23 protein-coding genes and 1 riboswitch are annotated in these 25378 nt (G+C 63.9%); of the genes, 8 read left to right on the top strand and 15 right to left on the bottom strand.

The window, feature by feature from the left end; all coding sequences use genetic code 11:
* Positions 1-41: 41 nt before the first annotated feature.
* The 4 genes from QYS36_RS01290 to QYS36_RS01275 form a co-directional block, all read right to left on the bottom strand.
* A complete protein-coding gene (locus tag QYS36_RS01290) occupies positions 42-623 on the bottom strand; it encodes a YqiA/YcfP family alpha/beta fold hydrolase (RefSeq protein ID WP_308837774.1) in 582 nt (193 codons plus the stop codon).
* 64 nt (positions 624-687) lie between these two features.
* Positions 688-1506, bottom strand: coding sequence for a 3',5'-cyclic-AMP phosphodiesterase (cpdA, locus tag QYS36_RS01285; protein WP_308837773.1), 819 nt, complete (start codon positions 1504-1506; stop codon positions 688-690).
* A 114-nt stretch (positions 1507-1620) separates the two neighbouring features.
* Positions 1621-2073 carry a DUF1249 domain-containing protein gene (locus QYS36_RS01280; RefSeq protein WP_308837772.1) on the bottom strand — a complete coding sequence of 151 codons (453 nt, stop codon included), beginning with the start codon at positions 2071-2073 and terminating at the stop codon, positions 1621-1623.
* Positions 2064-2681 carry an NUDIX domain-containing protein gene (locus QYS36_RS01275; RefSeq protein WP_308837771.1) on the bottom strand — a complete coding sequence of 206 codons (618 nt, stop codon included), beginning with the start codon at positions 2679-2681 and terminating at the stop codon, positions 2064-2066. Before QYS36_RS01275 ends, QYS36_RS01280 begins: the two co-directional genes overlap by 10 nt.
* Positions 2682-2854: 173 nt before the next feature.
* Between QYS36_RS01275 and QYS36_RS01270 the strand changes: the two genes are divergently transcribed.
* Positions 2855-3610: a DUF3298 domain-containing protein gene (locus QYS36_RS01270; RefSeq protein WP_308837770.1), complete on the top strand. Its 756-nt coding sequence runs from the start codon at positions 2855-2857 to the stop codon at positions 3608-3610.
* Between the two features lie 52 nt (positions 3611-3662).
* Here QYS36_RS01270 and thiC read toward each other — a convergent pair whose 3' ends face one another.
* Positions 3663-5549 carry a phosphomethylpyrimidine synthase ThiC gene (thiC, locus tag QYS36_RS01265; RefSeq protein ID WP_308837769.1) on the bottom strand — a complete coding sequence of 629 codons (1887 nt, stop codon included), beginning with the start codon at positions 5547-5549 and terminating at the stop codon, positions 3663-3665.
* A 312-nt stretch (positions 5550-5861) separates the two neighbouring features.
* Positions 5862-5968: riboswitch (TPP riboswitch) on the bottom strand.
* Between the two features lie 140 nt (positions 5969-6108).
* Between thiC and QYS36_RS01260 the strand changes: the two genes are divergently transcribed.
* Positions 6109-7539, top strand: a complete 1431-nt coding sequence (locus tag QYS36_RS01260) for a TolC family outer membrane protein (protein ID WP_308837768.1) — start codon at positions 6109-6111, stop codon at positions 7537-7539.
* Between the two features lie 289 nt (positions 7540-7828).
* On the opposite strand, the gene waaA is transcribed toward QYS36_RS01260, so the two are convergent.
* Positions 7829-9109, bottom strand: coding sequence for a lipid IV(A) 3-deoxy-D-manno-octulosonic acid transferase (gene waaA / locus QYS36_RS01255; RefSeq protein WP_308837767.1), 1281 nt, complete (start codon positions 9107-9109; stop codon positions 7829-7831).
* 57 nt (positions 9110-9166) lie between these two features.
* Complete coding sequence (locus QYS36_RS01250) at positions 9167-10054, bottom strand: LysR family transcriptional regulator (RefSeq protein ID WP_308837766.1); 888 nt, start codon at positions 10052-10054, stop codon at positions 9167-9169.
* 86 nt (positions 10055-10140) lie between these two features.
* Here QYS36_RS01250 and QYS36_RS01245 point away from each other — a divergent pair, with 86 nt between their 5' ends.
* The 4 genes from QYS36_RS01245 (at position 10141) to QYS36_RS01230 (ending at position 13553) form a co-directional block, all read left to right on the top strand.
* The gene (locus QYS36_RS01245; protein ID WP_073266447.1) at positions 10141-10473 is read left to right on the top strand and encodes a multidrug efflux SMR transporter; all 333 of its coding nucleotides are present in this window, start codon (positions 10141-10143) and stop codon (positions 10471-10473) included.
* A gap of 39 nt (positions 10474-10512) precedes the next feature.
* Complete coding sequence (locus tag QYS36_RS01240) at positions 10513-11685, top strand: FAD-dependent oxidoreductase (RefSeq protein ID WP_308837765.1); 1173 nt, start codon at positions 10513-10515, stop codon at positions 11683-11685.
* The gene (locus QYS36_RS01235) at positions 11682-12518 is read left to right on the top strand and encodes an aldo/keto reductase (RefSeq protein WP_308837865.1); all 837 of its coding nucleotides are present in this window, start codon (positions 11682-11684) and stop codon (positions 12516-12518) included. The genes QYS36_RS01240 and QYS36_RS01235 overlap by 4 nt, the downstream gene beginning before the upstream one ends.
* A gap of 69 nt (positions 12519-12587) precedes the next feature.
* Positions 12588-13553, top strand: a complete 966-nt coding sequence (locus QYS36_RS01230) for a metal ABC transporter ATPase (protein ID WP_308837764.1) — start codon at positions 12588-12590, stop codon at positions 13551-13553.
* 57 nt (positions 13554-13610) lie between these two features.
* Here QYS36_RS01230 and hldE read toward each other — a convergent pair whose 3' ends face one another.
* The 3 genes from hldE to QYS36_RS01215 all read right to left on the bottom strand — a co-directional run bounded on the left by hldE (position 13611) and on the right by QYS36_RS01215 (position 17437).
* On the bottom strand, positions 13611-15032 hold the full coding sequence (gene hldE / locus QYS36_RS01225; protein WP_308837763.1) for a bifunctional D-glycero-beta-D-manno-heptose-7-phosphate kinase/D-glycero-beta-D-manno-heptose 1-phosphate adenylyltransferase HldE: 1422 nt from the start codon (positions 15030-15032) through the stop codon (positions 13611-13613).
* 82 nt (positions 15033-15114) lie between these two features.
* A complete protein-coding gene (locus QYS36_RS01220) occupies positions 15115-16536 on the bottom strand; it encodes a PIG-L family deacetylase (protein WP_308837762.1) in 1422 nt (473 codons plus the stop codon).
* Positions 16537-16540: 4 nt separating this feature from the next.
* Positions 16541-17437, bottom strand: a complete 897-nt coding sequence (locus QYS36_RS01215; RefSeq protein WP_308837761.1) for a GNAT family N-acetyltransferase — start codon at positions 17435-17437, stop codon at positions 16541-16543.
* Between the two features lie 109 nt (positions 17438-17546).
* Here QYS36_RS01215 and QYS36_RS01210 point away from each other — a divergent pair, with 109 nt between their 5' ends.
* Positions 17547-18731 carry an O-antigen ligase family protein gene (locus tag QYS36_RS01210; protein WP_308837760.1) on the top strand — a complete coding sequence of 395 codons (1185 nt, stop codon included), beginning with the start codon at positions 17547-17549 and terminating at the stop codon, positions 18729-18731.
* Entirely contained in the window at positions 18728-19390 is a 663-nt protein-coding gene (locus QYS36_RS01205; protein WP_308837759.1) for a lipopolysaccharide kinase InaA family protein, read from the top strand. Before QYS36_RS01210 ends, QYS36_RS01205 begins: the two co-directional genes overlap by 4 nt.
* Positions 19391-19445: 55 nt before the next feature.
* On the opposite strand, the gene QYS36_RS01200 is transcribed toward QYS36_RS01205, so the two are convergent.
* The 5 genes from QYS36_RS01200 to msbA form a co-directional block, all read right to left on the bottom strand.
* Positions 19446-20324 (bottom strand): glycosyltransferase, encoded by an 879-nt coding sequence (locus QYS36_RS01200; RefSeq protein ID WP_308837758.1) that lies wholly within the window; start codon positions 20322-20324, stop codon positions 19446-19448.
* Entirely contained in the window at positions 20321-21469 is a 1149-nt protein-coding gene (locus QYS36_RS01195) for a glycosyltransferase (RefSeq protein WP_308837757.1), read from the bottom strand. Before QYS36_RS01195 ends, QYS36_RS01200 begins: the two co-directional genes overlap by 4 nt.
* Entirely contained in the window at positions 21462-22373 is a 912-nt protein-coding gene (locus tag QYS36_RS01190; protein WP_308837864.1) for a glycosyltransferase family 2 protein, read from the bottom strand. The genes QYS36_RS01195 and QYS36_RS01190 overlap by 8 nt, the downstream gene beginning before the upstream one ends.
* Positions 22373-23425, bottom strand: coding sequence for a glycosyltransferase family 9 protein (locus QYS36_RS01185; RefSeq protein ID WP_308837756.1), 1053 nt, complete (start codon positions 23423-23425; stop codon positions 22373-22375). Before QYS36_RS01185 ends, QYS36_RS01190 begins: the two co-directional genes overlap by 1 nt.
* Before the next feature lie 113 nt (positions 23426-23538).
* On the bottom strand, positions 23539-25365 hold the full coding sequence (gene msbA, locus QYS36_RS01180; protein WP_308837755.1) for a lipid A export permease/ATP-binding protein MsbA: 1827 nt from the start codon (positions 25363-25365) through the stop codon (positions 23539-23541).
* Positions 25366-25378 lie beyond the last annotated feature (13 nt).

Genomic DNA, 25378 nt, shown 5'->3' with positions numbered 1-25378 from the left:
CTCTGCAATGCTCTGATTGATCGGGGATTCGGTACGCCCACTCAGGGCGCAGGCGCAATGCCGGCAAAGGCGAACAACCTCGGCAGGCGCTCGGCGAAGCCCTGGAAACCGTGGTCGCCGCCGGCTTCGATACGCAAGGCGCAGTGCCGGTAGTAAGCCTGGGCGCGCCGGTAGTCGAGGGTCTCGTCGCCGGTCTGCAGCCACACCTGATAACGGGCAGGGTCCGTCGGCGGCTCGACATCGAGCTCGGCCAGGGCGGCCACGTGGTCCGCGGTCAGTTCCCAGGTTTCGTTGCTGTAAAGATTGGTCTGCGTGCCCAGGTAACCATCGAACAGCTGATGGGGGCGCACCGCCGGGTTGATCAGCAGCGCCTTGAGCCCATGCCGTTCGGCCAGGTGGGTCGCATAGTAGCCGCCCAGCGAGCTGCCGACCAGCGTGGGGCGCCCCAGCTCGGCGATCAGCGCTTCGAGCTGGGCAATGGCCTGGCGCGGGTGATGATGCAGGGCCGGAACCCGCAGCTGGGCCTGCAACCCACGCGCGGTCATGGCGGCGGTCAGCTGGCTGGCCTTGGTGGAAGCCGGCGAGCTGTTGAGCCCGTGGATATAAAGAATGCTATTGGTCATAACGGGAGGCTACTAGCGCCAGCCTGCAGGCTGCAAGCGCTGCCGTCGCTGTCATCCTCGCGCCTCAGTAGCCGCCAACACTGTAGTCGGGCTGGAACACGAAACCCTCGACCCGCGACACCCCCGTATCCAGGCGGCCGTCGTCGTGCAGGCGCAGCCAACGGTAGCCCGGCGCGGCGCTGTCGGCCTGGAAGTCCTCGCTGCCCGGCGTGAACTGCACGCAGGTAGACGGCGAAGCCAGCAGCCGCAGCTCACCGCGCTGGGTGTCGATGCTCTGGTGCACGTGGCCCCAGAGCACGGCGCGCACCTGGGGAAAGCGCTGCAGCACGGCGAACAGCGCATCGGGGTTGCGCAGGCCGATCGGCGCCATCCACTGGCAGCCGATATCCACGGGGTGATGGTGCAGGCAGATCAGGTGGTGACGATCCGGCGCTTCGCTCAGGGCCCGCTCGAGCAGCAGCAACTGCGGCTCCTGCAGATATCCCGGCACGGCACCGGGGATGGAGGAGTCGAGCAGGGTTATCCGCCAGTTGCCCAGGTCGACCACCGGCTCGAGCAGGTCAGTGCCCACGCAGGCGGCTTGCATGGTGAGTATGTCGTCATGGTTGCCGGGGATCCAGCGGGCCGGGGCGTCGATCGCCGCGCTCAGCTCGACGAAGCGCGCATAGGAGGCAGCACTGCCGTCCTGGGACAGGTCGCCGGTGGCCAGGATCAGGTCGATGGCCGGCTGCTCCTTGAGCACCTGGTCGACCACCCGGCACAGGCTGTCGGCGGTATCCATGCCCAGCAGCCTGCCGTCCGTATCGGCAAACAGGTGGCTGTCAGTGAGCTGCACCAGCAGCACCGAAGAATCGGCTGAGGGGGGAACGACCGCACGCGCCAAGGTACTTCTCCTTGAATGAGTGCGAATTATGGAATCGGCAAGCGAGCCGGTAAACCCGCAAACACGCACTGGTTCACAGAAATCCGACGCATTTTAGTGGCCAAAGGCCATCAATCATATCAGTGGTTCGGTTTCGTGTCCGCAGGCCAGGCAATGGCTCAACCATTCGCCGAGAAACACGTTGAGCTGGGTTTTCTCGTCTGGCTGGTGCATGGCGGCATTGGGATAGGGGTAGATACCACGAAACCGCCGGGCGCTCTGGGCACCGGTGACTTCGGCCATCCGTGCGTCGTGGTAGACGCGCACTTCCAGTTGCGGCACTGGCAACCAGGGCAGGCTGTGCTCCTGACGCACTTGCACGGTGGAGGTGTAGGGGCAGCTTTCCACCACTTCCAGGGCCAGCACGCCAAGCTGGCGCTCGCCCTGGCTGAGGGCGACACGTCGCGCGCCCTGGGCCTCGCGCATGCCGGGCAGCAGGCGCATCAGCCGCGCGTAATTGGCTTCGCAAGCCGCTTGCAGCTCGATCAGGTCGACCCGATAGCGCTCGCGCAGCAGATTTACCCCCATAGGCCCCTGACCTCGGCGCGATTGAGCGCCAGCCACTGCAGGGCGATGATGCTCGCCGCGTTGTTGATCTGTCCGTCCTTGACCGCCTGCAGGGCGTCCTCGAACGGCCATACCTGCACGCGGATGTCCTCGCCCTCTTCCTCCAGGCCGTGGACACCGCCCACGCCGGCGCTGCTGCAGCGGCCGAGGAACAGATGGACGAACTCGTCGGAACCGCCTGGCGAGGGGAAGTAGCGGGTGATCGGCCACAACGAGGTGAGCGTCAGCCCGGCCTCCTCTTCGGCCTCGCGCAGGGCGACCTCGTCCGGTTCCTCGTTCTTGTCGATCAGCCCGGCCACCAGTTCCACCAGCCAGGGGTTGCTGGCCTTGTGCATGGCGCCGACGCGGAACTGCTCGATCAGCACCACCGTGTCGGTCACCGCATCGTAGGGCAGCACGCACACGGCATCGTGGCGGATGAACAGCTCGCGACGCAGCACCGGGCCCATTTCACCGGAGAACTGCCGGTGGCGCAGGTGAAAGCGATCCAGGCGATAGAAACCGCGAAAGCACTCTTCGCGCTCGATGATTTCCACCGCATCCGGGCCAGGCTTGAAGGTTTCGGTCATCTGCTGTTCTCTCGTTGATCTGCACACATTGGGCCCATCCTAGGGGCTGTTAAGGCTGTCCCGCAAGCGACGCCGCGAAAGCCTGGCCGATCCGCGTGCATTGGCGAATAATCGCGAACTCCCCTGCCATCAGGCAGTCGAACGCCCGTCCTCTGCCAATGGCTTTTTCCTGCATGAAGATCTCCCGCATTGCCCGCTTCGCTGCCATCCTCGGCTTCGCCCTGCTGCTCGGCGCCTGCCAGAGCCTGTCCAAACCCGATACGCCGGCGGGGGTGGCCACCACCCACGAAAAATGGGAGCACAAGCCAGCCGGTTGCGCCGCCCAGGATTGCCCGTTGGTCAACGTGGAACTGCAGCGCGTGGCCGATCAACCGGCCCTCAACGCCCGCATCGAAGGCACCCTGCTCGACCTGGTGAAGGCCGCCACCGGCACCCGGCCGCAGTCGCTGGCCGAACACGAACGCGACTTCCTCGCCAACGGCAAGCCGGGCTGGGCCAGTTACCTGCAGGCCAAGGTACTCAGCCAGCATGACCAATTGGTGGTGATCGAGCTGTCCAGCTACCACTTCATCGGCGGCGCCCACGGCGTGCCCGGGCGCACCTACCTCAACTACGACCGTGAGCAGAACAAGGTGCTGAGCCTGCAGGACATGCTGGTACCCGGCGAGGAGGCCGCCTTCTGGCAGATCGCCCAGCGTGCCCACCAGGCCTGGCTGATCGCCCAGGGCCACGGCAACGATGTGGAGTACCGCAAGACCTGGCCGTTCGAGCGCACCGCCAACATCGCCCTGAACCCCAATGCGGTGATGCTCAAGTACGACGTCGCCCGCCTGGCGCCCTACTCCGACGGCCATCCGGAAATTCTGATTCCCTACAACCAGCTGCAGGGCATCCTGCGCCCGGCCTACATGCCCGGCGCAGCCCGCTAAAAAGGGCTAATCCGCCGCATGCGCGATACAGGTCGCGCATGCGGCTAAGGTTCTACACCTGCCGGTAAATTACCGAGCCTTCTTCCCTGAAGCGCTCGGCCTGCTCCTTGAAGCCCGCCTCCACGGCCTTGCTTTCGTCCGACAGCCCGTTCTCCTTGGCGTACTCACGCACTTCCTGGGTGATCTTCATCGAGCAGAACTTCGGCCCGCACATGGAGCAGAAGTGCGCCACCTTGGCCGAATCCTTCGGCAGGGTTTCGTCGTGGTAGGCGCGGGCGGTGTCCGGATCGAGGCCGAGGTTGAACTGATCCTCCCAGCGGAACTCGAAGCGCGCCTTGGACAGGGCGTTGTCGCGGATCTGCGCGCCGGGGTGGCCTTTGGCCAGGTCTGCCGCATGGGCGGCGATCTTGTAGGTGATGATGCCGGTCTTCACGTCATCCTTGTTGGGCAGGCCCAGATGCTCCTTGGGCGTGACGTAGCAGAGCATGGCGCAACCGAACCAGCCGATCATCGCCGCGCCAATGCCTGAGGTGATGTGGTCGTAACCCGGCGCGATGTCGGTGGTCAGTGGGCCGAGGGTATAGAACGGCGCCTCGTCGCAGCACTCCAGCTGCTTGTCCATGTTCTCCTTGATCAGTTGCATCGGCACGTGGCCGGGGCCTTCGATCATGCACTGCACGTCGTGCTTCCAGGCGATCTTGGTCAACTCGCCAAGGGTTTCCAGCTCGCCGAACTGGGCGGCGTCGTTGGCGTCGGCGATGGAGCCGGGGCGCAGGCCGTCACCCAGCGAGAAGCTGACGTCGTAGGCCTTCATGATTTCGCAGATGTCGTCGAAGTGGGTGTAGAGGAAGTTCTCCTTGTGGTGCGCCAGGCACCACTTGGCCATGATCGAACCACCACGGCTGACGATGCCGGTGACCCGCTTGGCGGTCAGCGGCACATAGCGCAGCAGCACGCCGGCGTGGATGGTGAAGTAGTCCACGCCCTGCTCCGCCTGCTCGATCAGGGTGTCGCGGAACAGCTCCCAGGTCAGGTCTTCGGCCACGCCGTTGACCTTCTCCAGCGCCTGGTAGATCGGCACGGTACCGATCGGCACCGGCGAGTTGCGGATGATCCACTCGCGGGTTTCGTGGATGTGCTTGCCGGTGGACAGGTCCATCACCGTGTCCGAACCCCAGCGAATGCCCCAGGTCAGCTTGGCGACTTCCTCTTCAATCGACGAGCCCAGCGCCGAGTTGCCGATATTGCCGTTGATCTTCACCAGGAAGTTGCGGCCGATGATCATCGGCTCCAGTTCGGTGTGGTTGATGTTCGCCGGGATGATGGCGCGGCCACGGGCTACTTCATCACGCACGAACTCCGGGGTGATTTCCTTGGGAATGCTGGCGCCGAAGCTGTTGCCGCCGTGCTGTGCGTCGAGCAGGCCGGCCGCGCGGTGCTCGGCGAGCTTCATGTTCTCGCGGATGGCGACGTATTCCATCTCCGGGGTGATGATGCCCTGGCGCGCGTAGTGCATCTGGCTGACGTTCTTGCCCGGTTTGGCGCGGCGTGGGTTGCGCACGTGGGCGAAGCGCATCCTGGTCAGCTCTTCATCGGCCAGGCGGCGCTGACCGAATTCGGAGGACAGGCCGCCCAAGCGCTCGGTATCACCGCGGTCTTCGATCCAGGCGCTGCGCACATCGGCCAGGCCCTTGCGCACGTCGATGGTCACGCTGGGGTCGGTGTAGGGGCCGGAGGTGTCGTAGACGGTAACCGGCGCGTTGATCTCGCCACCGAAGTCAGTAGGGGTCACATCCAGGCTGATCTCGCGCATCGGCACGCGGATATCCGGGCGCGAGCCCTGCACGTAGATTTTTTGCGAACGGGGAAACGGCTGGATCGACTGCTGGTCGACCTGGGCGGACTCACTGAGATTTTGCTGTTGTTGTTTGCTGCTCATCGGCTGGCTCCTCGGCTGAATGTCGGGGAGAACCTGACGGGCGCGCGCGATGATGAAGCAACGCCGAGCCAGAGCTGCTTGAACATGCGGGTTTTGTGAAAGCGCCGGCATGCTCGAACAGCCAGGGCGCGGGCACACCACGAGTGTGGTGTGGGGGAATCCACCATGCAGGTCGCTGAAAAACTATCTGCGTTGCCATCGCGGCGTTAAAAATCGGCTCAAAATGCTCATGTACTACTCGTACACTCCGCTTTTTCGCCACTTTTTTGCCTTGCGCTGGCTGCCTCGCCTACGTTTTTAAACGATCTGTAGAGGTGGATACCTCTTGTTCCCTACGCAGGCCTTAACCTGATCAGGTTCAACGGGATCCGGAACTCTCCGATCTCAGCCTCCGATTCGAGGCACCCCGACAAGAACCTGGCCAGTCTACTGGCAGCTGCCGGCGGCAGCAATGCAAAGCCGACCCGCTGGTCGCATGGTGGCCGCCGGCGCCGCGCCTTGACCACCCCGATGACCGGGCTTAGTCTCGCCTGCTACTGCCCCTCTAGGATCCACCGACATGCTGCGCAGACTTTCCCTGGCCGTTGCCGTGACCGCCACTTCAACCGCCACGGCCTGGGCAGACCCCGCGCCGTTGTCGGTGCGCACCGATTTGATGTCGGTGTATCAGGAAGCTGCCGCCAACAACGCCGATCTGGCCGCTGCCCGCGCCGACTACCTGGCCCGCCGCGAGGGCGTGCCCCAGGCCCGCGCCGGCCTGCTGCCCAACCTCAGTGCCGGCGCCCGGGTCAACGACACCCGCACGGCCCTGGAACAACCCGCCGCCACCCAGTCGCGCAGCGCCACCGTGTACCAGGCCAACCTCAGCCAGCCACTGTTTCGCGCCGACCGCTGGTTCCAGCTGCAGGCTGCCGAGGCGGTCAGCGAGCAGGCCGCGCTGGAGCTGTCCGCCAATGAGCAGAACCTGATCCTGCAAAGCGCCGAAGCCTACTTCTCGGTGCTGCGCGCCCAGGACAACCTGGCTTCGACCAAGGCCGAGGAAGCCGCCTTCAACCGCCAGCTCGACCAGGCCAACGAGCGCTTCGACGTCGGCCTGTCGGACAAGACCGACGTGCTCCAGGCCCAGGCCGGCTTCGACAGTGCGCGGGCCAACCGCATCACTGCCCAGCGCCAGGTCGAAGACGCCTTCCAGGCGCTGGTCACCCTGACCAACCGCGAGTACCGCAGCATCGAGGGTATCCAGCACAGCCTGCCGATCCTCACCCCGATGCCCAATGACGCCACTGCCTGGGTCAATACCGCCGCCGCCCAGAACCTCAACCTGCAGGCCAGCAACTTCGCGGTGGATGCCGCCGAGGAAACCCTGCGCCAGCGCAAGGCCGGTCACGCGCCGACCCTGGACGCAGTGGCCAGCTACCAGCGCGGCGACAATGACGCCTTCGGCCTGAGCAATCCCAACTACACCGGGCAGAACTACGGCAGCGACGTGTCGCAACGCAGCATCGGCCTGGAGCTGAACATCCCGCTGTACAGCGGCGGCCTGACCAGCTCCCAGGCCCGCGAGGCCTACCAGCGCCTCAGCCAGTCCGAACAGCGCCGCGAAGGGCTGCGCCGCGAGGTGGTGCAGAACACCCGCAACCTGTATCGCGCGGTGAATACCGACGTGGAAACCGTGCAGGCGCGCCGCCAGTCGATCATCTCCAACCAGAGCGCCCTGGAAGCCACGGAAATCGGTTACCAGGTCGGCACCCGCAACATCGTCGACGTGCTCGATGCCCAGCGCCAGCTGTACAGCGCCGTGCGCAACTACAACGACGCGCGCTACGACTACATCCTCAACAACCTGCGCCTGAAGCAGGCCGCCGGCACCCTCAGCCCCGCCGACCTGGAAGCGCTGGGCGCCTACCTGAAGCCGGACTACAACCCGGACCGCGACTTCCTGCCCGCGGATCTCGCCAAGGCGGGCGAAGCGCGGCTGCAGGGCGAGTAAGCAGGCGGACAATGGGTCGCACACGGCAGCGGAGTAATACTTCATCCGTGGGAGCGAGCCATGCCCGTGATCTTTCGCGGGCATGGACTAGGCGTCCCCGCCCGCTCCCACAGAAGCGAGCCATTCAGACGTAGGGTGGATCGGGGCGCGTAGCCGACGCTCTTCTCATCCACCATTGCGATCCTTGGATAGAAAAGGACGGATGAAGCGTGAGCTACGCGCCCCGTCCCCAACGAGAGCCGCTTCCGCGATTAGCTGCCGAGCGGAGGGGCTAGCTAGCCGGGCAGGATTAGACTAGCAACCGTCCCAACCCATCCAGCAGACGCTTCAACGCGCCCTGATTGGCCTTGAGTACCGCCAGCCCCGTCTCGCGCATGGCCGCCGCACGCGCGGGCTCACTGAGCAGCGCTGCCACCTGCGTACCTAACGCCTGGGCATCCGCCACTTCGCAGAGCGCACCGTGCTCGAGCAGTTGCGCGGTGATTTCCAGGAAGTTGAAACGGTGCGGCCCCATGATCACCGGCAGCCCCAGCGCGATAGGCTCCAGCGGGTTATGGCCACCGGTCTCGACCAGGCTGCCGCCGACAAAGGCGATATCGGCCAGGGCATACAGAAACATCAGCTCGCCCATGCTGTCGCCGAGCAGCACCTGCACCCCGGGGCCAACCGCCTCGCCTGACGAGCGCCGCACGAAGGCCAGCCCTGCTTCACGCAACTGCGCCGCGGCCGTGTCGAAACGCTCCAGGTGGCGCGGCACCAGGATCAGCAAGGCATCCGGCTGGCTGGCGAGCAGTTGCTGGTGCGCCTGGATCACCAGCGCGTCCTCACCTTCGCGGGTGCTGGCGGCAATCCACACGGGCCGCTGCTGCGCCTGCCATTGCCCGCGCAGTGCCGTGGCACGGGCACTCACTTCGGCATCCACCTGCTGATCGAACTTGATCGAACCGGTAACTTCAACAGCGGCGGGCCGCGCACCCAGGTCGATAAAGCGCTCAGCCTCGACCTGGCTCTGCACCGCGAGCAGATCCAACTCGGCAAGCATCGGCGCCGTCAGTTTGGCGAAGCGCCCATAGCCTCTGGCCGAGCGCGCGGAGAGCCGCCCATTGGCCAGCGCCACCGGGATGCCGCGAAGGGCGCACTGGTGGATATAGTTGGGCCACAGCTCGGTCTCCATGATTACCGCCAGCTTCGGCCGCACCTTTTTGAGAAAACGCGCCGCAGCCCAGGGCAGGTCATAGGGCAGATAGCAGTGCTGCACCCGGCCGGCGAACTGCGCTTCGGGAAACAACGCGCGAATGCGCTCGGAGCCGGTGGGCGTCATGCAGGTCAGGGTGATCGGCAGGTCCGGGTAGCGCGCCAGCAGCTCGCGCACCAACGGCGCGGCGGCGATGCTTTCACCCACCGACACGGCATGCACCCAGATGCCGCCGGGGCGCAGTGGCGGCAGCAGCGCAAAGCGCTCGCCAACGCGCTTGCTGTAGGCAGGCGCGCGCCAGGCACGCCAGGCCAGACGCAGGCCGATCAGCGGCAGGCAGAGGTGAAACAGCAGGCTATAGAGATGTCGATTCATGGCGGCGAAGCTTAGGGATGCCGGCAGGGCAGCACAAGTCGCGCCATGAGCCGGCGCTCATGTCTTGAGCACTTGCAGGCGTTCGGCCAGCGAGCCGGCCAACCATTGGGCGGCCGGCCCCAGCGCTTCATCGCGGCGAAACACCAGCTCCAGCGGCAACGGTGGCGCGATCCAGTCACTGCGCAGCTCCACCAGGTGCCCCTGGTAGGTCGGGTATTGGGCTACATGCCTTGGCAGGCAGGCCCAGCCCAGATTGCGCATCAGCAGCTCGGCCATCGAGTAGAAGCTGTCCGCATGCCAGGCCGATGGGCTGATTCGTTCGTTGCCGGGGTACTGGGTGTCCTGCAGGGTGATCAGCAGTTGGCGGTGGCGCGCCAGTTCGCGACGCCCGACCGGGCCGGCCTGGGCCAGCGGATGAGCGGCGCCGCAGACCATGACCATTTCCACCACGCCCAGGCGCCGGCGCTCGAGCTCCGCCGGCATACCCTCATGGTGGAACAACAGACCAAGGTCGGCCCGCCGCTCGATAAGCTGGCGCGCCACCACGCCCTGCCCACCACTGGTCATCTGCACCTCCACCCCTGGAAAGGCGCGCGCCAGCGCTTCGAGACTGTCGAGCACGGGCGGCAGCGGCAGGGCCTCGTCCTGGGCCAGCCGCAGGCAGGCTTCTTCGCCCTTGGCCAGGCCAAGCGCGCGCCCCTCCAGGCGCTCGCACTGGCGCAGCAACTCGCGGGCTTCTTCCAGCAAGGCCAGCCCGGCGTCGGTCAGCCTTGGCTGACGACCACTGCTGCGCTCGAACAGGCGCACGCCAAGATCGTCCTCCAGCGTCGCCACCGCCGTGCTGACCGCGGACTGCACACGACCGAGCCGCCGGGCCACGGCGGAAAACGAACGGCCTTCGGCCACGGCCACGAAGACGTCCAATTGCTCAAGACTCCAGCGCACAACCTATCTCCCATGCAGATAGGTAATCAGTTTACCTAACAACGGGCGGCGGTAAAATCGCAGGCCTGTCAAGAGGAGTGTTGCCGATGAATGGTTATCTCTATCTCGCCCTGGCGATTGCCGCGGAAGTGATCGCAACCACCTCCATGAAGGCGGTCGACGGGCTCAACAAACCGCTGCCACTGTTGCTGGTGATCGTCGGTTACAGCATCGCGTTCTGGATGCTGATCCTGGTCGTACGCACCATTCCCGTGGGTATCGCCTACGCCATCTGGGCCGGGCTGGGCATCGTGCTGGTGAGCATCGCGGCGATGTTCGTCTACGACCAGAAGCCCGACCTGCCCGCCGTGCTGGGCATGGGACTGATCGTCAGCGGCGTGGTGGTGATCCAGCTGTTCTCCCGCGTCACCGGCCACTGAGCGTTATACTGCGCAGCTGTTTTTCTGAGAGGCGCCCGCATGTCCCCAACTCTGAGCACAGACGTCCTGATCGTCGGCGGCGGTGTCGCCGGCCTGTGGCTGAATGCGCGCCTGCGCGCCAAGGGCTACGCCACGCTGCTGGTGGAGCGCGAAAGCCTGGGCGGCGGTCAGAGCGTCAAATCCCAGGGCATCATCCACGGCGGCGCCAAGTACGCCCTGCACGGCGCCCTGAGCGGCGCCTCGGAAGCCATCGCGGACATGCCACGACGCTGGCGCGAAGCCCTGGATGGCAGCGGCGAGCTGGATCTGTCCGGCGTGCGCCTGCTTTCCGATGCTCACTACCTGTGGTCGCCCGGCACCCTGGCCGGCAACCTGACCAGCTTCTTCGCCAGCAAGGCGGTGCGCGGCCGCGTCGACCAGGTCAAGGGCGAGCAGCTACCGCCCGCCCTGCAGAACCCGAAATTCAAGGGCAAGGTCTACCGCCTGGCCGAACTGGTGGTCGACGTACCCAGCCTGATCGCCCGCCTGGCCGAGCTTGCCGGTGACAGCCTGCTGGCTGCCGACGACATCCAACCGCTGCACGAAAACGGCCAACTGGTTGGCCTGCGCGTTGACGGTCGCGAGATCCGCGCCCAACGCATCGTGCTCAGCGCCGGCCGCGGCAATGCGGACCTGCTGGCCAGCCTCGACGTTCCCCAACCGGCCCAGCAGCTTCGCCCGCTGCATATGGTGATGGTCAAGGGCCCCAGCCTGAAGCCGCTGTACGCCCATTGCCTGGGCGGCGGGCCCAAGCCGCGGATCACCGTGACCAGCCACCCGAGCGCCGATGGCGAGTGGGTCTGGTACCTCGGTGGCGACCTGGCCGAAGCCGACGGCGTGGCGCGCGACGAAGCCGCGCAGATCGACGCGGCGCGCAAGGAGCTCAGCCAATTGCTGCCATGGATCGACTTGTCCACAGCGCAGTGGGCGACCTTGCGCGTCGAGCGCGCGGAACCCGCGCAAAGCGGCCTGGTGCGCCCCGACAATGCCTTTCTCAGCGACCAGGGCGCCCTGCTGGTCGGCTGGCCGACCAAGCTGGCCTTGGCGCCGGACTTCGCCGATCGCGTACTCAGCCACCTCGAGCGCGACGGCATTCGCCCGGCAGCTCACCCTGCCCTGCCCGAGCTGCCACGCCCGGTCGTTGGCCGCACCGCGTGGGAGGCGGCGTTCTGATGCGTGATCTGCACGAGTTGCACCGCCCCCTGGGCTCCACCGGCCTGAGCGTTTCCCCGCTCGGCCTGGGCACCGTCAAGCTGGGCCGCGACCAGGGCGTCAAGTACCCCAGTGGCTTCACCATCCCCGATGACCAGCAGGCGCTGCAGCTGCTCGGCCTCGCTCGGGAACTTGGCATCAACCTGCTCGACACCGCGCCCGCCTATGGCACCAGCGAGGAGCGCCTCGGCCCGCTGCTGCGCGGCCAGCGCCAGGACTGGGTGATCGTCAGCAAGGTCGGTGAGGAGTTCGACAACGGCCTGTCGCACTTCGACTTTTCCGCCGCCCACACTCGCCGCTCGGTGGAGCGCAGCCTGAAACGTCTGGAAACGGACTATATCGACCTGGTTCTGGTGCACTCCAACGGCGACGACCTGTCGATTCTGCGCGAGGAAGACGTCTACCAGACCCTGGCCGAACTCAAGCAGGCCGGGCTGATTCGCGGCTTCGGTTTCTCCGGCAAGACGGTCGAAGGCGGCCTGCTGGCCCTCGAGCGCGGCGATTGCGCCATGGTCACTTACAATCTTGGCGAGCAGCAGGAGCGCCCGGTATTGGACTATGCTGCCAGGCACGCCAAAGGCGTGCTGATCAAGAAAGCCCTGGCCAGTGGTCACGTCTGCCTGGACAGCGGCATCGACCCGGTACGCGCCAGCTTCGAGCTGATCTTCGCTCACCCCGGCGTGGGCAGCGCCATCGTCGGCACCATCAACCCGCTGCACCTGGCGCACAACGTGGCCGTGGCTGCCGAGGTTATTGTCGGCACTAAAAGTGGTAACACAGGATCAGCAGAGTGATGGACAGGCGTGCCGCGCACGCCGTTAATGCCGCCCAGGCGGCCGACCCCGACGCAAGAAGGAGCCGACATGCCGCGCATCATTTCCCGCAAGAACCCCGCCACCTTCAAGACCCTGCCGCTTCATGTCGAGGCAACGCCTGACGGCATCGCCTACCAGAGCCTGGGCCGCCCGCTGAATTTCAGCGAGATGCTCGAACGGCGCAAGCCCGTCGAACTCCCCGACAGCCAGCGCTTCGCCGTGGAGCTGGCCAACCTCGGCGTCTCGGTACGCCTGACCCTGAACTGGCAAGGCCGCGAATACTGGCTGCTGGTGCGCCAGCGCCGCCATGATCGTGGCGACGTGGTGCTCAAGCTGATCTCCGGCTACGTGCCGGCCCACGAACTCAACCTGCCGCTGTTGACCGCCATCCAGGAAGTGGCCGAAGAGTGCCTGCTGGAAACCAGCGAGGGCTGGCTGTACGGCCGCTTCGGCGACACCTGGCTGCCGGCGCCCTACGAGGGCGCGCTCAAGTACCGGGAAGACATTCATTTCCGACTCAGCCCGCTGTCCGGCGCGGCGCGCCCGGTGCAATGCGGCAACCTGACCCTGCTGGAACGCCCACGGGCCTACGTGCACGTGCCAACCGCCTCGCTGCAGCTGGTCTACGACCTGCGCCTGGATTTGCCCAGGGAAGCCAAGCAAGCCAGCCTGCTGCACGTCGACGAGCACCTGGAGAACGGCAAGCTGATCACGCGCCTGGATCACAGCCGCCCGGATCTTTATCTGATTCCGCTGGAAGAAGGCCGCCCAACCGCCGAACTGCTGACCCTGCGCCAGGGCCAATTGGTACCGGCCAGCACCCGCGGCCTGTGGCTGGCGGAAAGCTTTGCCGCCCAGGACGGCTGGCTGGTTCGCGATGAACGCATTCGCTGGAAGGATTGGCTGGCGCTGCTGAACCTGGCGCCAAAAGCGGAAAAACCCGATGGCAGCGCTTTCAGCAGCGCCCCTGCGCGCTCCCCTCAGATTCGCCTGGATACTGCAACAGCGGTCTGATTACCGCAGTCGCGGCAAAACAAAACCCCGCCAGGTGGCGGGGTTCTGTTTGCTGCATCAGCGACTGCGGATCTTCTCGACGATGGCCGTGGTCGAGCTGTTCTCGACCAGCCCCAGCACCCGCACTTCGCCACCGTAGGCCAGCACGATGTCGGCGCCGACCACCTGGTCGATGCCGTAGTCGCCGCCCTTGACCAGCACATCGGGCTGCACCTGCTTGAGCAGGCGCTCGGGCGTGTCCTCGCTGAAACTCACCACCCAGTCCACGGCGCCGAGGCCGGCCAGCACCGCCATGCGGCGGTCCACGGCATTGATCGGCCGCCCCGGGCCCTTGAGGCGGCTGACCGAAGCGTCGTCATTGATCGCCACGATCAAACGGTCGCCTTGGGCACGCGCCTGCTCGAGGTAGGTCACGTGGCCGGCATGCAGGATGTCGAAGCAGCCGTTGGTGAAGACGATCTTCTCGCCATGGGCACGGGCATCTTCGGTGGCCAGCAGCAGCTGCTCCAGGCTCAGCACACCGCGCTCCGAGCCCTCCTCGCGCTGCACGGCACGGCGCAGCTCAGGCGTGCTGATGGCTGCCGTACCCAACTTGCCCACCACGATACCGGCCGCCAGATTGGCCAGCGCCACGGCCTGGGGCAGATCCTCGCCCGCGGCGATGGAAGCGGCCAGGGTGGAGATCACCGTATCGCCCGCACCGGTCACATCGAACACCTCGCGCGCCCGCGCCGGCAGGTGCAGGGGAGCGTGATCCGGTCGCAACAGCGTCATGCCATGCTCGCCACGGGTGACCAGCAGCGCACCCAGATCGAGCTCACGCATCAGGCGCGCACCGCGGCTGACCAGCTCGGCTTCGTCCTCGCAACGGCCAACGATCAGCTCGAACTCGCTGAGGTTCGGGGTGATCAGGCTGGCGCCCCGGTAGATGGAGAAATCCTTGCCTTTCGGGTCGGCCAACACCGGAATACCGCGGGCCCGGGCCGCCTTGATCAGCACCTGATGGTTCTGCAGGACACCTTTGCCGTAATCGGACAGCACCAGCACCTTGACCTGATCGAGCAGTTGCTCGACCTGCCGCGCCAGCGCCTCGGCATCAGTGTTGAACGGTTCTTCGAAATCCACACGCAACAGCTGCTGGTGACGGCTCATGATCCGCAGCTTGACGATGGTCGGCTGGTCTTCGATGCGCTGGAAGTAGGTCTTCACGCCAATGGCTTCCAGGCTCTGCTGCAAACTCTGTGCAGCCTCGTCTTCACCGGTGACACCCACCAGTACGGCAGGGGCTCCGAGCGCGGCGATATTCAGCGCGACATTGGCCGCACCGCCGGGGCGATCCTCGATCTGCTCGACCTTGACCACCGGCACCGGAGCCTCGGGCGATATGCGCGAGGTAGCGCCGTGCCAATACCGATCGAGCATGACATCACCCACCACCAAGACGGGTGCCTGATCGAAACGGGGCATGGATAACTTCATGCGGAAACTCCGGAATTGCAAAATCGTCGCGGAGAATAGCACATCAGCTATTGCGCACTGTCGCTGCGCGCTTCAGTGCGATTCAGCGGTCGAAGGGGCGAACCCAAAACAGCTCATGGCGGCGCACGGCCTTGCGGAAGAACTCATCCTCACCCGCTTGCGGCCAGCGGCGCGCGGCCAGGCACCATTGAATGAAGCGGCGCAGACGCTTCTTGAACGGTAGCGGCGTTTGCAGATCGTGCTGCATCGCCAGTGCCTGGCTCTTGTCGAGCAGCACGTGATCGTCGAGCTGCAAACACCACAGCTGGTCTGCCGGCAACGGCTCGATACAAGGTGGCAGTGCCACACCATTACCCGCTGGCCCCATTGGCCAACGGTCGTTGTCAGCCAGATGGTTGGCGTACAGCAGCTGCACATCAGGCTGCCAGCCACTTTGTTCGATGGCCTGACGCAACGCGCGGCCCGTCTGGATATGGTCAGGGTGTGGATCGAGCTCGGGATGAGGAAGCACAACGACTTCAGGCTTGAAATGCCTCAACAGTGCGGCAAGATCGGCAGTCAGGTTATTCCAGGTCGGCGCGCCATCCACATCGCCTGGCAGTTTTAGCGCATTGAAACGCCGAACACTGCGGATATCCGAGTCACCGGACTCACTCGAGGCAAATGCCGCGGCGGGCTCGGCCTCCATTTGCCTTAGCTGCATGCAGTAATAGCCGAGCTGCACGCAACGGCTCGGTTCCACCCCGCCCCACAAAGGCACCGTCTGGCTGCTCCAACTGCGCAACCGTCCCTTCAGGCGAGCGGCGGCCGCGTCGCTGAGGCCAAGACGGCGATAGAAGTCAGCCTCGATCTCCCCCTGGGTCAGGGTGACGATAGACACATCCTGGGCGCGGCTATACAGACCAAATGCAGCGAGCTCGGCATCGTCGGCGTGCGGGGCAAGTACCATCACGCGCCTGCGCGAGTAGTCCGGATTGCTGAAGCCATACAGGGTTGCCTCGCGTCCGAGCTTGCAGAAGCGCCCCTTCAGCTTCAGTTGCCCACTGCGCAGCAATGGCAGGAATCCGGACAGATTGAGAAAGCGCACGCCGTTGACGCCGCGTTCGAAATCCTGCCGATCGAGGTCCTCGCCCTCGCCGATAAGTACATGGGGGTCGAGACAACGGCCCAACCAACTGCTGCGGATATGCACAGCCAACACCAGCGTGTCGGCACGCTCAGGCCAGGAGCCCGCGTGCGGCGACATTCGCCCGCTACGGTCGAGCAGCACCGAAAGGCTGAGGCTATCTGGCGCGAAGGCGTGGCGATAATCGTCACGGGGCGAGTAGAAGAGGTGGTCGGAAAACCAGGCTTCGTGGGCAATCCATGCCAGTAGCAAGACGACCGGGGCTGTTCCCCACGAACCGAACCAGTCAAGCGCCACCAGAATAGGCAGTGCCACGACCATGAGAATGCGCTTGTTACGCCGGTGCCGGCGTACCAATCGCTGCTTGCGTGCTTCCATTCAACTACACCCGAAAAACAGGTTGGCGATTACACCAACGATCCTTGTATTCGACATCCGCTCTGCCAAACGAGTAGCGCAGCGGCTTGCCTCGCGCGCGCGCATCTTCCCATGCGGACTGGGTATTGATAAAGCTGAGCACACTACCGGGGCTGAAATCACGAGAGGCCGGATCGACTCCACCGTTGATATATTCGATGCTGATCCAGTCTGGCGATTCGACCCTGTACAGAACCTGAACGGCTACAGGCTTGCCATCGAGCTGCAGATAAACGCCCCAGAGAAACTCGCTCAGCGCTTCGAACACCTCGACCAGATGCTGCTTGCCAGGCACGTCGAAGCCCCAGCGCTTTTCGAACAGTTCGGTGTAGATGGCCGCCAGTGCCTGGGCTGACAGGCTGGAAACCGGCAGAATCTCGCCACCAACTTCTTCCAGCATGCGCAGCTCACGGCGCTGGTTGTAGCGAAATTTCTTGCCGTACTCCTCGGGCTGCCGGGCCAGCGCCAGCTCGTCTGCCTGCTTGCGCAGCGTCGATATTGCCCCTTCATTCAACGCGGACACATAACGCACACGCTGTCGAACCGGCACCATCGCGCCCGGCGCGATCGGCAGTATCACCTCGGCATTGCCTAGATCGAAGAGGTCTCGCTGCCCCATGCGCTTGAGCACGTCACGAGAAAGCGCCAGCGCATTACCCCAGAGCGGAATCGCAGCCTGCAACTCCCCCTGTTGTGGCCAACCCAGGTAGCGCACGGAAACACCTGCCAGCGCCGACAGTCGCGACACGACCTCAGGGTGGGTCATGACGCTGCCGCCGAAACGCGCCCAGACCTGTGCATAAAGGTCGGCGCTTATCGGCTGCCAGCCTCGCTCACGCCAGCGTTGTAACGGGTTGAACATCGGGCATTCGGCTCGGGTAAAAAGGTTGCCAAGCTTATCACGCGGTCGCTGCCGACTGCCGGAGGATGCTTTAAGATACGCCCCTTTGCCGATGCCTCTAGGATCTCTGGTGCAGCTACTCCCTTCACAGCCCGAGGCCATTCGCCCGCGCCTATACACCTTCATCGTCACACGCTGGCTGGTAGTCGGTTATCTGGTCCTGCTTACCGGCATGTTCTGGATTCCCGATGGCAGCCAGTACACCAAGTTCTATTACGCGCTGATCGCAGCGCCGGCCCTGCTGGGCGTGCTGCTCATGCCCCAGCAGATCAAGCCGCTGCTGCGGGAACCGGTGGTGTTGTGCTTTCTGGCATTGACTGCCTGGCTGCTCATCAGCATGGGCTGGAGCCGCGCGGACAATGACTTTGGCAGCCTGGCCAAGCGCCCGCTGTATGTTTTCATGCTGTTCGTTGGCTGCGCACTGATCGCTCTGCGCGATGAACAGCTGCTGCTGAAAACCTTGCGCATCGGTGCCGCTATCGGCGCGCTGGCCGCCCTGCTCAACGTCGCCTGGTTCATGTACACCGCGGCGCCAGGGGCGCGAATGATCGGAGCCGGTGCGCTGCGAAACCCGTTGCTGACCTCCCACGTTGTCGGCTTTCTGTGCACCTACTGGATCGCGACCTGGTTGTCGCGCAGCGAACGTCATGACTGGCTACCGGTGCTGATGACACTTCCCTTGCTGGCGGCGCTACTGGCCACCGGCTCGCGAACGCCGCTGATGGGATTGGCCCTGACCAGTGTCTGGATGCTGTTGATGAGTGGTAGGCGGGCCGTGTATCTGGTTACCGCCCTGCTGCTCGGCGCCTGCGCTGCCTATCTTGTCGCGCCGGAAATCATCCTGCAGCGCGGCATGTCCTTTCGCCCAGAACTGTGGAACGATGCCTGGCGCCAGGCTGGCCAGCACTTTTGGCTAGGCGCCGGCTATGAAAGCAAGTTCACGTTCGATATCCCCGCCGTTGGCCGCCTGCTATACGATCCGCACAACGTCGAGCTGGCCGTGCTTCTCGAGTTGGGCATGGTTGGCCTTGGTGTATGGCTCATCATGTACGGCTTCGCCCTGGTTCGCTGCCTGCGCCTACGCACCGTGCCGCAATTTCAAATTGCCTCGGCACTGCTGATCTACGGGGTATGTGCAGGGCTGACCGAGGGTGGCAACTACCTATCGCGCCCCAACGAAAGCTGGTTTCTGATCTGGATTCCCCTGGCACTGCTGGGCGCTCTCTCCATCCGCTATCGGCAGGCCCGCACATGAAGCGTATCGATGCGGCACAGCTGGATGCCCTGTTGCAGGGCGCCAAAACCATCGAAGAAGATGGCCTGGGCGTCAAAGTGGCCCGGCTTGGCGATGGCGATTTCCTCAAGTTGTACCGCCGCAAGCGATTGCTGTCTTCCGACCTCTGGGATTTGCCGGCACAACGTTTTGCTGACAATGCCCGAGGCCTGCTGCACCTGGGCATCACCGCGCCTACCGTGCTGGAAGTGCTGATGATCAGTGAGCGGCGCCTGAGCGCTGTACGCTATCAGCCGCTGCCAGGCGACACCTTGCGCAACAGGCTGCGCCAGCTCGATGCACAGCCACGCGCAGCGCTGGTGAAACAGTTCGGGACCTTTCTCGGTGAACTGCACCAACGTGGGGTGTACTTCCGCTCACTGCACCTGGGCAACGTGTTGCTACTGCCGGACGGCAGCTTCGGGCTGATCGACCTGTCGGACATGAAACTTGAGAGCCGTCCGCTTGCGCCGTGGAAAAGGCGCCGCAACCTGCAGCATATCCTGCGCTATGGCGAAGACATCGCCTGGTTGACACAACAGCACCTGGATAGCTGGCTGGAAGGCTATGCAGACAGTGCCAGCCGGCCTGAAGCCGAGCGTTTCACGCGCGACCTGAAAAGGTGGTTGAAGAGCCAATAAGCGCCACCCCCAGCAGCCCGCCATACACTGGTGAAACTGCTGCGGGCAGCATCCGCTAACGCTTGAGCCAATAGCGCCAAAGCCCTTTGAGGGTCTTCAGGTTGCGCGAACGCCATGGGATCTGCGCAAGCAGTTCACCAGCCAGTACCCTGTCCTCATTGGCCACCTTGGCGAACATGGCGTTCAGGTAACGCAAGCGCGTCGCCTCGTAGCCAGGGTGATCGCTGAAGCGCTGATAGATGGCCAGCTCGGTGTCGATCATCAGGCGGCGGTTCTTGTAGGTGTTGCTGCCGTGCACACGGTAGAGGGCCAGCGGTTCCTCGAGGATGTCGACGAAATAGCCGGCCCGCGCGATGCGCAGCTCCACGAAGTAGTCCTCGATGCGGATGGTCGGATCGAAGCCACCCACCTCTTCGAGCGCTTCCCGGCGAAACAGCAGGGTTGGCGCCGGCGGGCCCGGTTTGCGATCCATGAACAGGTCATCGAAATCGAGACGCCGAGCCGGGCGATGACGCTGCTTCTTGTCGGGCAGGGGCTGGCCATCGCCATCGATAAGCACGATGCCGCCCGCGCAGATCGCCGTTTCCGGATGCTGTTCCATGAACGGGATCTGCAAGGAAAAACGCTCGGGCAGCATCACGTCATCGGAGCCCAGCGGCGCTATATAGCGGCCTTTGCTGCGAGCGATCATCTCGTTGAGTGTGGTGCACAACCCCTTGTTCGCCTGCGCCACGAAGTCGAACCCGAGCTCCGCCTGCAGCTGTTGAATCAGCTCGACACTGCCGTCCCGGGAACCATCATCGACCACCAGCAGCTCGATATTGGGATAGCTCTGCGCGTACACGCTACGGATGCTGGCCTCGACGAAGTCAGCGTGGTTGTAGGAGGAGATCAGTACCGATACCAGAGGCAGCGGGTTGGTGCTATCGGTCATGAAGACGATCCTGTCAGCGGCTGATCACCTTCGATCAGCTCACGGTATTTGCGGCGGAAATCATCGATATCGTGCTCGCGCCTGAGATAGCGGTAGGCCCGCTCGCCCTGCGCGACGCGCTCGGCCTCGCTATCGGCCAGGCCGGCACGCAGCTGCTCGGTCAGCGACGCCACGTCGCCCGGCCTGAACAGCCGCCCGCCAGCGCCCTGCAAAAGTGGGCGCATTGCCGGGATGTCCGACCCCATCACCGGCAAGCGGCCGCTCATGCCCTCGAGCAGGGCGAGCCCGAGGCCCTCCTGCAGCGATGGCATGGCGAAGATGTCGAAGGCCCGCACATAGCGCATGGCATCGGGCTGGGTACCGCACAGGTGTACGCGTTCCTGCAAACCGGACTCGGCGATCAGCGCATCTAGATTGTCCTGCTCACGCCCCCCACCGATGATAGCCAGGTGCGCATGGGGGAACTCCTGACTGACGGCAGCGAAGGCTCGAATCAGATGGGCATGCCCCTTGATCGGAACCAGACGCCCGATGGCACCGATGATCACTGGCGTCATCGGCAACCCCAAGGCCTGACGCGCGGCATCTCGCGGCAGTTGCAGGGACTCGGCCAGATCGATGTCCAACGCGTTGGTGATTGCCACCGTGTTGGCTTTCGTGAAACCACAGCGCAGCGACACCAGGTAATCGACCACTGCCGGCGACACACCGACGAAGCGCCAGCAGGCATCGATCAGACGCCTGGCCTGCCAGCGTCGATAGAAGCGGTCGTACTCGCCAAAACCGTGGGATACGCCGATACACCGGGCGATGCGCAGCTTCTTGTTGAGGTGCATGAACAAATTGACCGCTTTGAAGCGGTGCAGCAACACCACATCGAAACCTTCCTCCCGGCAGAACGCCAGCAGGCGCGCCTGCACCTTGCGGCGCAGACCACTCATGTCCTTCTCGCTGAACTCGAAGAACACCTGGCGGCGACCAGGCGGGTCCACGGCATCGTCTGCCGGCCGGCCTTCAAGATAGGCATTGACCACCTCGAAACGCTCCGCAGGCAGCCCCTGCAGGATCTGCTCGCCCAGGTCAGAGTTGGTGTCCGCGGCGTTGTAACGGGTCTGCAGTTGCAGGACTTTCAGCGTTTTAGCCATCCAGGCGGCCCATCCACAGGCGGATCGCCTTGCGCAAATAAGACAATTTGAGGAGCACGCGCCAGTCGCTTGTTACCGCCTGGCAGTAGAACCGCTTGGCGGCAATCGGATCACCCGCCAGGCAGGCGCTGCGGAATAGTGACAGACAACGCTGCTGGTAGAACGCGGCACGCAATTGCTGCAACTCTGCGGGCAATCTTCCGAACACCTCATCGACCAGTTCAACCCCGCCCGCCAGGCTTGAGCCAAAATCATGACGCAGGCTGTCGCTGTGCTTGTGGATCATTGCCAGGGGTTCTGGCAGCAGCGTAACCGGGTAAGCGGCAAGCGTTTGCGCGAATACCGGAATGTCTTCGGCGTTGCGAAAACGCTCGGGATAGTTGCCGGCCTGGAAGATCGAACGGTGCATCACGCAGGCCCCGTTGGAAATGCTCAGGGTTTTGTCGAGCAGATAGCTCTTTACCCGCTGAATGGGCGTCTGCGGCAGCTTGTCGGGCGAGTGCTGACGACGTCGCCCCGCCTGATCGACCGACCAGTGCCCCCCGATGACCATTCGCGATTCGGCATTTGCCGCCAGATGCGTCCGAATCAGGGCCAGGCTGTCTGGCGCCATTTCATCATCCGCATCGAGAAAGATCAGCCAGTCATGACGGGCCATTTCAATACCGAGATTGCGCACCGAGGCCAGGCCACCGTTGTCCTTGCGCAACGCCGTGAAGCGACCGGGGAATTCGACTTTCAGCGCCTCGATGACTTGCGGCGTGTGATCCTTGGAGCCGTCATCGATGATCAGCAACTCGTCGTCATCATTCATCTGCGGCACGACTGAGCGAACGGTGCGCCCCAGTGTCTTGGCATAGTTGTACGCCGGAATGACGATGGTGATCGCGGTAGACCCACTCATTATTGGTCCCCTCCGACCTTTTGAATCAAACCCTGGAAACCCCTGGCCACCCGATTGACGCTCATGAACATCGCCCATTGATCACGCATGAAATTAAGCGACAGGATCGGGCGCACGACCTGGCAGGCCCCCCAGCCGGGACGCCAGCAAAAACCATCGCGTCGCTTGCGGTACAGGGTCAGCACCGGCACACCCAACGCCGAGGCAAGATGGCCAACCCCCGAGTCGTTACCAATCACATAACCGGACTCGTACAGGTAGGCAGCCAAGGCCTTGGCATCTGCAAACTCGGGAACCTCGAACTCGGACGCGAACACCTCGAGATGGTCACAGCGTTCCTTGGGTGACAGCACGAACTGCGGCTGATACCCCGCTGCCCGCAGGCGCCTGGCCAAGGCCAGGTACTTGTGCGCCGGCCAGTTCTTTTTCACGTTGTATGAAAGCGGGTGCAGCATCACCCGCTTTGCGTGGCGGCGGTGCTGGAGTGTGCAAGGCATCTGCAGCCCGATATCGCTGCGGGCCTCGGCCAGCCCCAAACGGGTGCGGCAAAAGGCGACGGCCTGCTCGACCATGCTGACACTGTCATCCGGCAGGCAGCGCAACGGCCCGGCGGCTGCAGCCAGGGGCGCGAGAAGGCGAGCCTTTTGCACAGGCAGCCGCGCCAGGCTATCGGCCGCCGGTTCCTGCACGAAGCGTGAATCGACTTTCAGCGTACCCACGAAAACATAGCGCCTGGCCAGCACCTCGGCAGCCTCGGCATGGCGAGTCAACATGCTGCCCAGGTCGGAGATGACCAGATCGAAGTCGTCGAGCACCGCAAAGGTTTCCGCAGGCGCCGGCAGCGGTCGAGCCTCGAACAGCGGCAACCAGTCGTCGAGCGCCCCGAAGTGGTTGCTCAACACCGTTACCTGATAGCCCGCACGCGCCAGGTTGGCCGCCAGCACCAGGTAAATGCATCCATCACCGAGCCCCATGGAAGGCACCAATGCGATCCGACAATCAGCCGGCACCACCGATAGATGGGTATCAGCGTGCGTTAAAACCTCGGCCATCAGAACTCCCGCATAATCCACAATCGTCCATGATCAAGTACTGCAAACCTTCGCCGGAGCGCATCCGCTCATTCGGAACGCCACGGGCTGTTCCTTCAGTGCCCAAGCCGAGCTCAGGACTCGGACTGCTCTTGCTCTTGCTCTTGCTCTTGCGGCTCATCCTCGAGCCCCATGGCGTGCAATCGGGCGTAGTAACCGTTTTGCGCCAGTAGCGACTCGTGAGTACCGCGTTCGACAATGTGCCCCTTATCCATGACCAGGATCAGATCGGCTTTCTCGATGGTCGACAGGCGATGTGCGATGACCAGCGTCGTGCGCCCCTCCATCACCTTGTCCAGCGCCGCCTGGATATAGCGCTCGGACTCGGTATCCAGGGCCGAGGTCGCCTCATCCAGAATCAGCACGGGCGCGCTCTTGAGCAATGCCCGGGCAATCGCCAGGCGCTGACGCTGGCCGCCCGACAGCATGACGCCGTTCTCGCCTACCCGGGTTTCGAAGCCCTGGGGCAGCAGATCGATGAATTCGCGGGCATAAGCGGCTTCGGCGGCCTGCTCGACCGCCTCGCGCGGCAGGTTACGAAGGTCGCCGTAGGCGATGTTGTTCATGACGCTGTCGTTGAACAGCGAAACCTGCTGGGTGACCAGCGCGATATGTTTTCTCAGGTTCTCGACGCGATAGTCTTCGATCGGTGTGCCATCGAGCAGAATCTGACCCTGATCATGCTGATAAAAACGCGGGATCAGGTTGGCCAGGGTCGACTTGCCACTGCCCGAACGGCCGACCAGGGCCACCATCTGTCCCGGCTCGACGGTGAAGCTGATGTCCTGCAGGACGATTTTCTCGGTCCCGGGGTAAACAAAACTCAGGTGCTTGACCTCCAGCGCACCACTGACCCGCTCTTTCTCGATCGTGCCGTTATCAGGCTCCGTCACTTCGTCCAGCTGCTCGAAGATACTCTCGGCGCCGGCAAGCCCTTTCTGGATGGTCGAGCTGACCTCCGAAAGCTGGCGAATCGGCTTGGGCAGAAGCCCTGCCGCAGTGATGTAGGCCACCAGATCACCCACGCTGGCATCACCGCGCAGGAACAGCACCAGGAACATCAGGAACGCCATGGCGGCGTAGTTCACCAGTTGCAGGCTGGGTGTGTAGATCGCACTGGTACGGGTCATGCGCAGCTGCTTGCGGGTGCTGTCCTCGCTCGCCTCGTAGAAGCGCTCACGCTCGTAGCGCTCGCCACCGAAGCTGCGCACCACGCGGTAGTTCTGGATGGTCTCGGAAGACACATGGGTCAATTCGCCCATGGCGCTCTGGATCTTGCGGCTCTGGCTGCGGAATTTCTTGCTCGCGCTCTTAACCATCAGGGCAATGAGCGGCAGGATCGCCACCATCACCATGGTCAGTTTCCAGTTCATCCACAGCAGATAACCGAACAGGAAAACCACCGTCAGGCCTTCACGCACCATGACCTTCAAGGCATCCGTGGCCGCCCCGGTAACCGACCCGACATTGTAGGTGATGCGGGAAATCAGGTAGCCCGTGGAGTGGTTGTCGAAATAGCGGTTGGGCAGTGTCAGCAGGTTATTGAAAAGCGCGATGCGCAAGTCCTGCACCAACCCCAGCGACACCCGGGCAAGGTAATAGCCGCCGAGAAATGAGCCTATGCCTTGCCAGATGGTGATCAGCAACAACGCCAGCGGCACACCATAGAGCAGCTGCATGCTGCCCAGCAGCGGCAACTCGACCATGCCGGCTTCGGGGGCGGCAAGGCCGTCGACAAAGTACTTGAGCAGCCCGGCGAGCATCGGCTGAGTCGAGGCGAAGATGATGTAACCGATCATGCTGACGCCGAACATGAACCAGTAACGCCTCATGTAGCTCAACAGCCGCATGTACAACTTGAAGCTGGAGATCGAAGGCGATTTGGCGCTTGAATCAGGCATAAGATGCTGGCTC

This window comes from Pseudomonas sp. G34 (assembly GCF_031119625.1).
Lineage (GTDB): Bacteria > Pseudomonadota > Gammaproteobacteria > Pseudomonadales > Pseudomonadaceae > Aquipseudomonas.
The sequence above is the reverse complement of the archived record's forward strand: the minus strand, read 5'-3'. Positions and strand labels throughout refer to the sequence as shown.

Bases quoted from the DNA above. Each gene is read 5' to 3' on its own strand.
- QYS36_RS01275 (WP_308837771.1), bottom strand. From the start codon at position 2,681: ATGACCGAAACCTTCAAGCCTGGCCCGGATGCGGTGGAAATCATCGAG.
- QYS36_RS01230 (WP_308837764.1), top strand. From the start codon at position 12,588: ATGCCGCGCATCATTTCCCGCAAGAACCCCGCCACCTTCAAGACCCTG.
- QYS36_RS01205 (WP_308837759.1), top strand. From the start codon at position 18,728: ATGAAGCGTATCGATGCGGCACAGCTGGATGCCCTGTTGCAGGGCGCC.
- QYS36_RS01220 (WP_308837762.1), bottom strand. From the start codon at position 16,536: ATGGAAGCACGCAAGCAGCGATTGGTACGCCGGCACCGGCGTAACAAG.
- QYS36_RS01190 (WP_308837864.1), bottom strand. From the start codon at position 22,373: ATGAGTGGGTCTACCGCGATCACCATCGTCATTCCGGCGTACAACTAT.
- QYS36_RS01270 (WP_308837770.1), top strand. From the start codon at position 2,855: ATGAAGATCTCCCGCATTGCCCGCTTCGCTGCCATCCTCGGCTTCGCC.
- QYS36_RS01290 (WP_308837774.1), bottom strand. From the start codon at position 623: ATGACCAATAGCATTCTTTATATCCACGGGCTCAACAGCTCGCCGGCT.
- QYS36_RS01260 (WP_308837768.1), top strand. From the start codon at position 6,109: ATGCTGCGCAGACTTTCCCTGGCCGTTGCCGTGACCGCCACTTCAACC.
- thiC (WP_308837769.1), bottom strand. From the start codon at position 5,549: ATGAGCAGCAAACAACAACAGCAAAATCTCAGTGAGTCCGCCCAGGTC.
- QYS36_RS01215 (WP_308837761.1), bottom strand. From the start codon at position 17,437: ATGTTCAACCCGTTACAACGCTGGCGTGAGCGAGGCTGGCAGCCGATA.
- QYS36_RS01280 (WP_308837772.1), bottom strand. From the start codon at position 2,073: ATGGGGGTAAATCTGCTGCGCGAGCGCTATCGGGTCGACCTGATCGAG.
- msbA (WP_308837755.1), bottom strand. From the start codon at position 25,365: ATGCCTGATTCAAGCGCCAAATCGCCTTCGATCTCCAGCTTCAAGTTG.
- QYS36_RS01195 (WP_308837757.1), bottom strand. From the start codon at position 21,469: ATGGCTAAAACGCTGAAAGTCCTGCAACTGCAGACCCGTTACAACGCC.
- waaA (WP_308837767.1), bottom strand. From the start codon at position 9,109: ATGAATCGACATCTCTATAGCCTGCTGTTTCACCTCTGCCTGCCGCTG.
- hldE (WP_308837763.1), bottom strand. From the start codon at position 15,032: ATGAAGTTATCCATGCCCCGTTTCGATCAGGCACCCGTCTTGGTGGTG.
- QYS36_RS01200 (WP_308837758.1), bottom strand. From the start codon at position 20,324: ATGACCGATAGCACCAACCCGCTGCCTCTGGTATCGGTACTGATCTCC.
- QYS36_RS01240 (WP_308837765.1), top strand. From the start codon at position 10,513: ATGTCCCCAACTCTGAGCACAGACGTCCTGATCGTCGGCGGCGGTGTC.
- QYS36_RS01185 (WP_308837756.1), bottom strand. From the start codon at position 23,425: ATGGCCGAGGTTTTAACGCACGCTGATACCCATCTATCGGTGGTGCCG.
- QYS36_RS01245 (WP_073266447.1), top strand. From the start codon at position 10,141: ATGAATGGTTATCTCTATCTCGCCCTGGCGATTGCCGCGGAAGTGATC.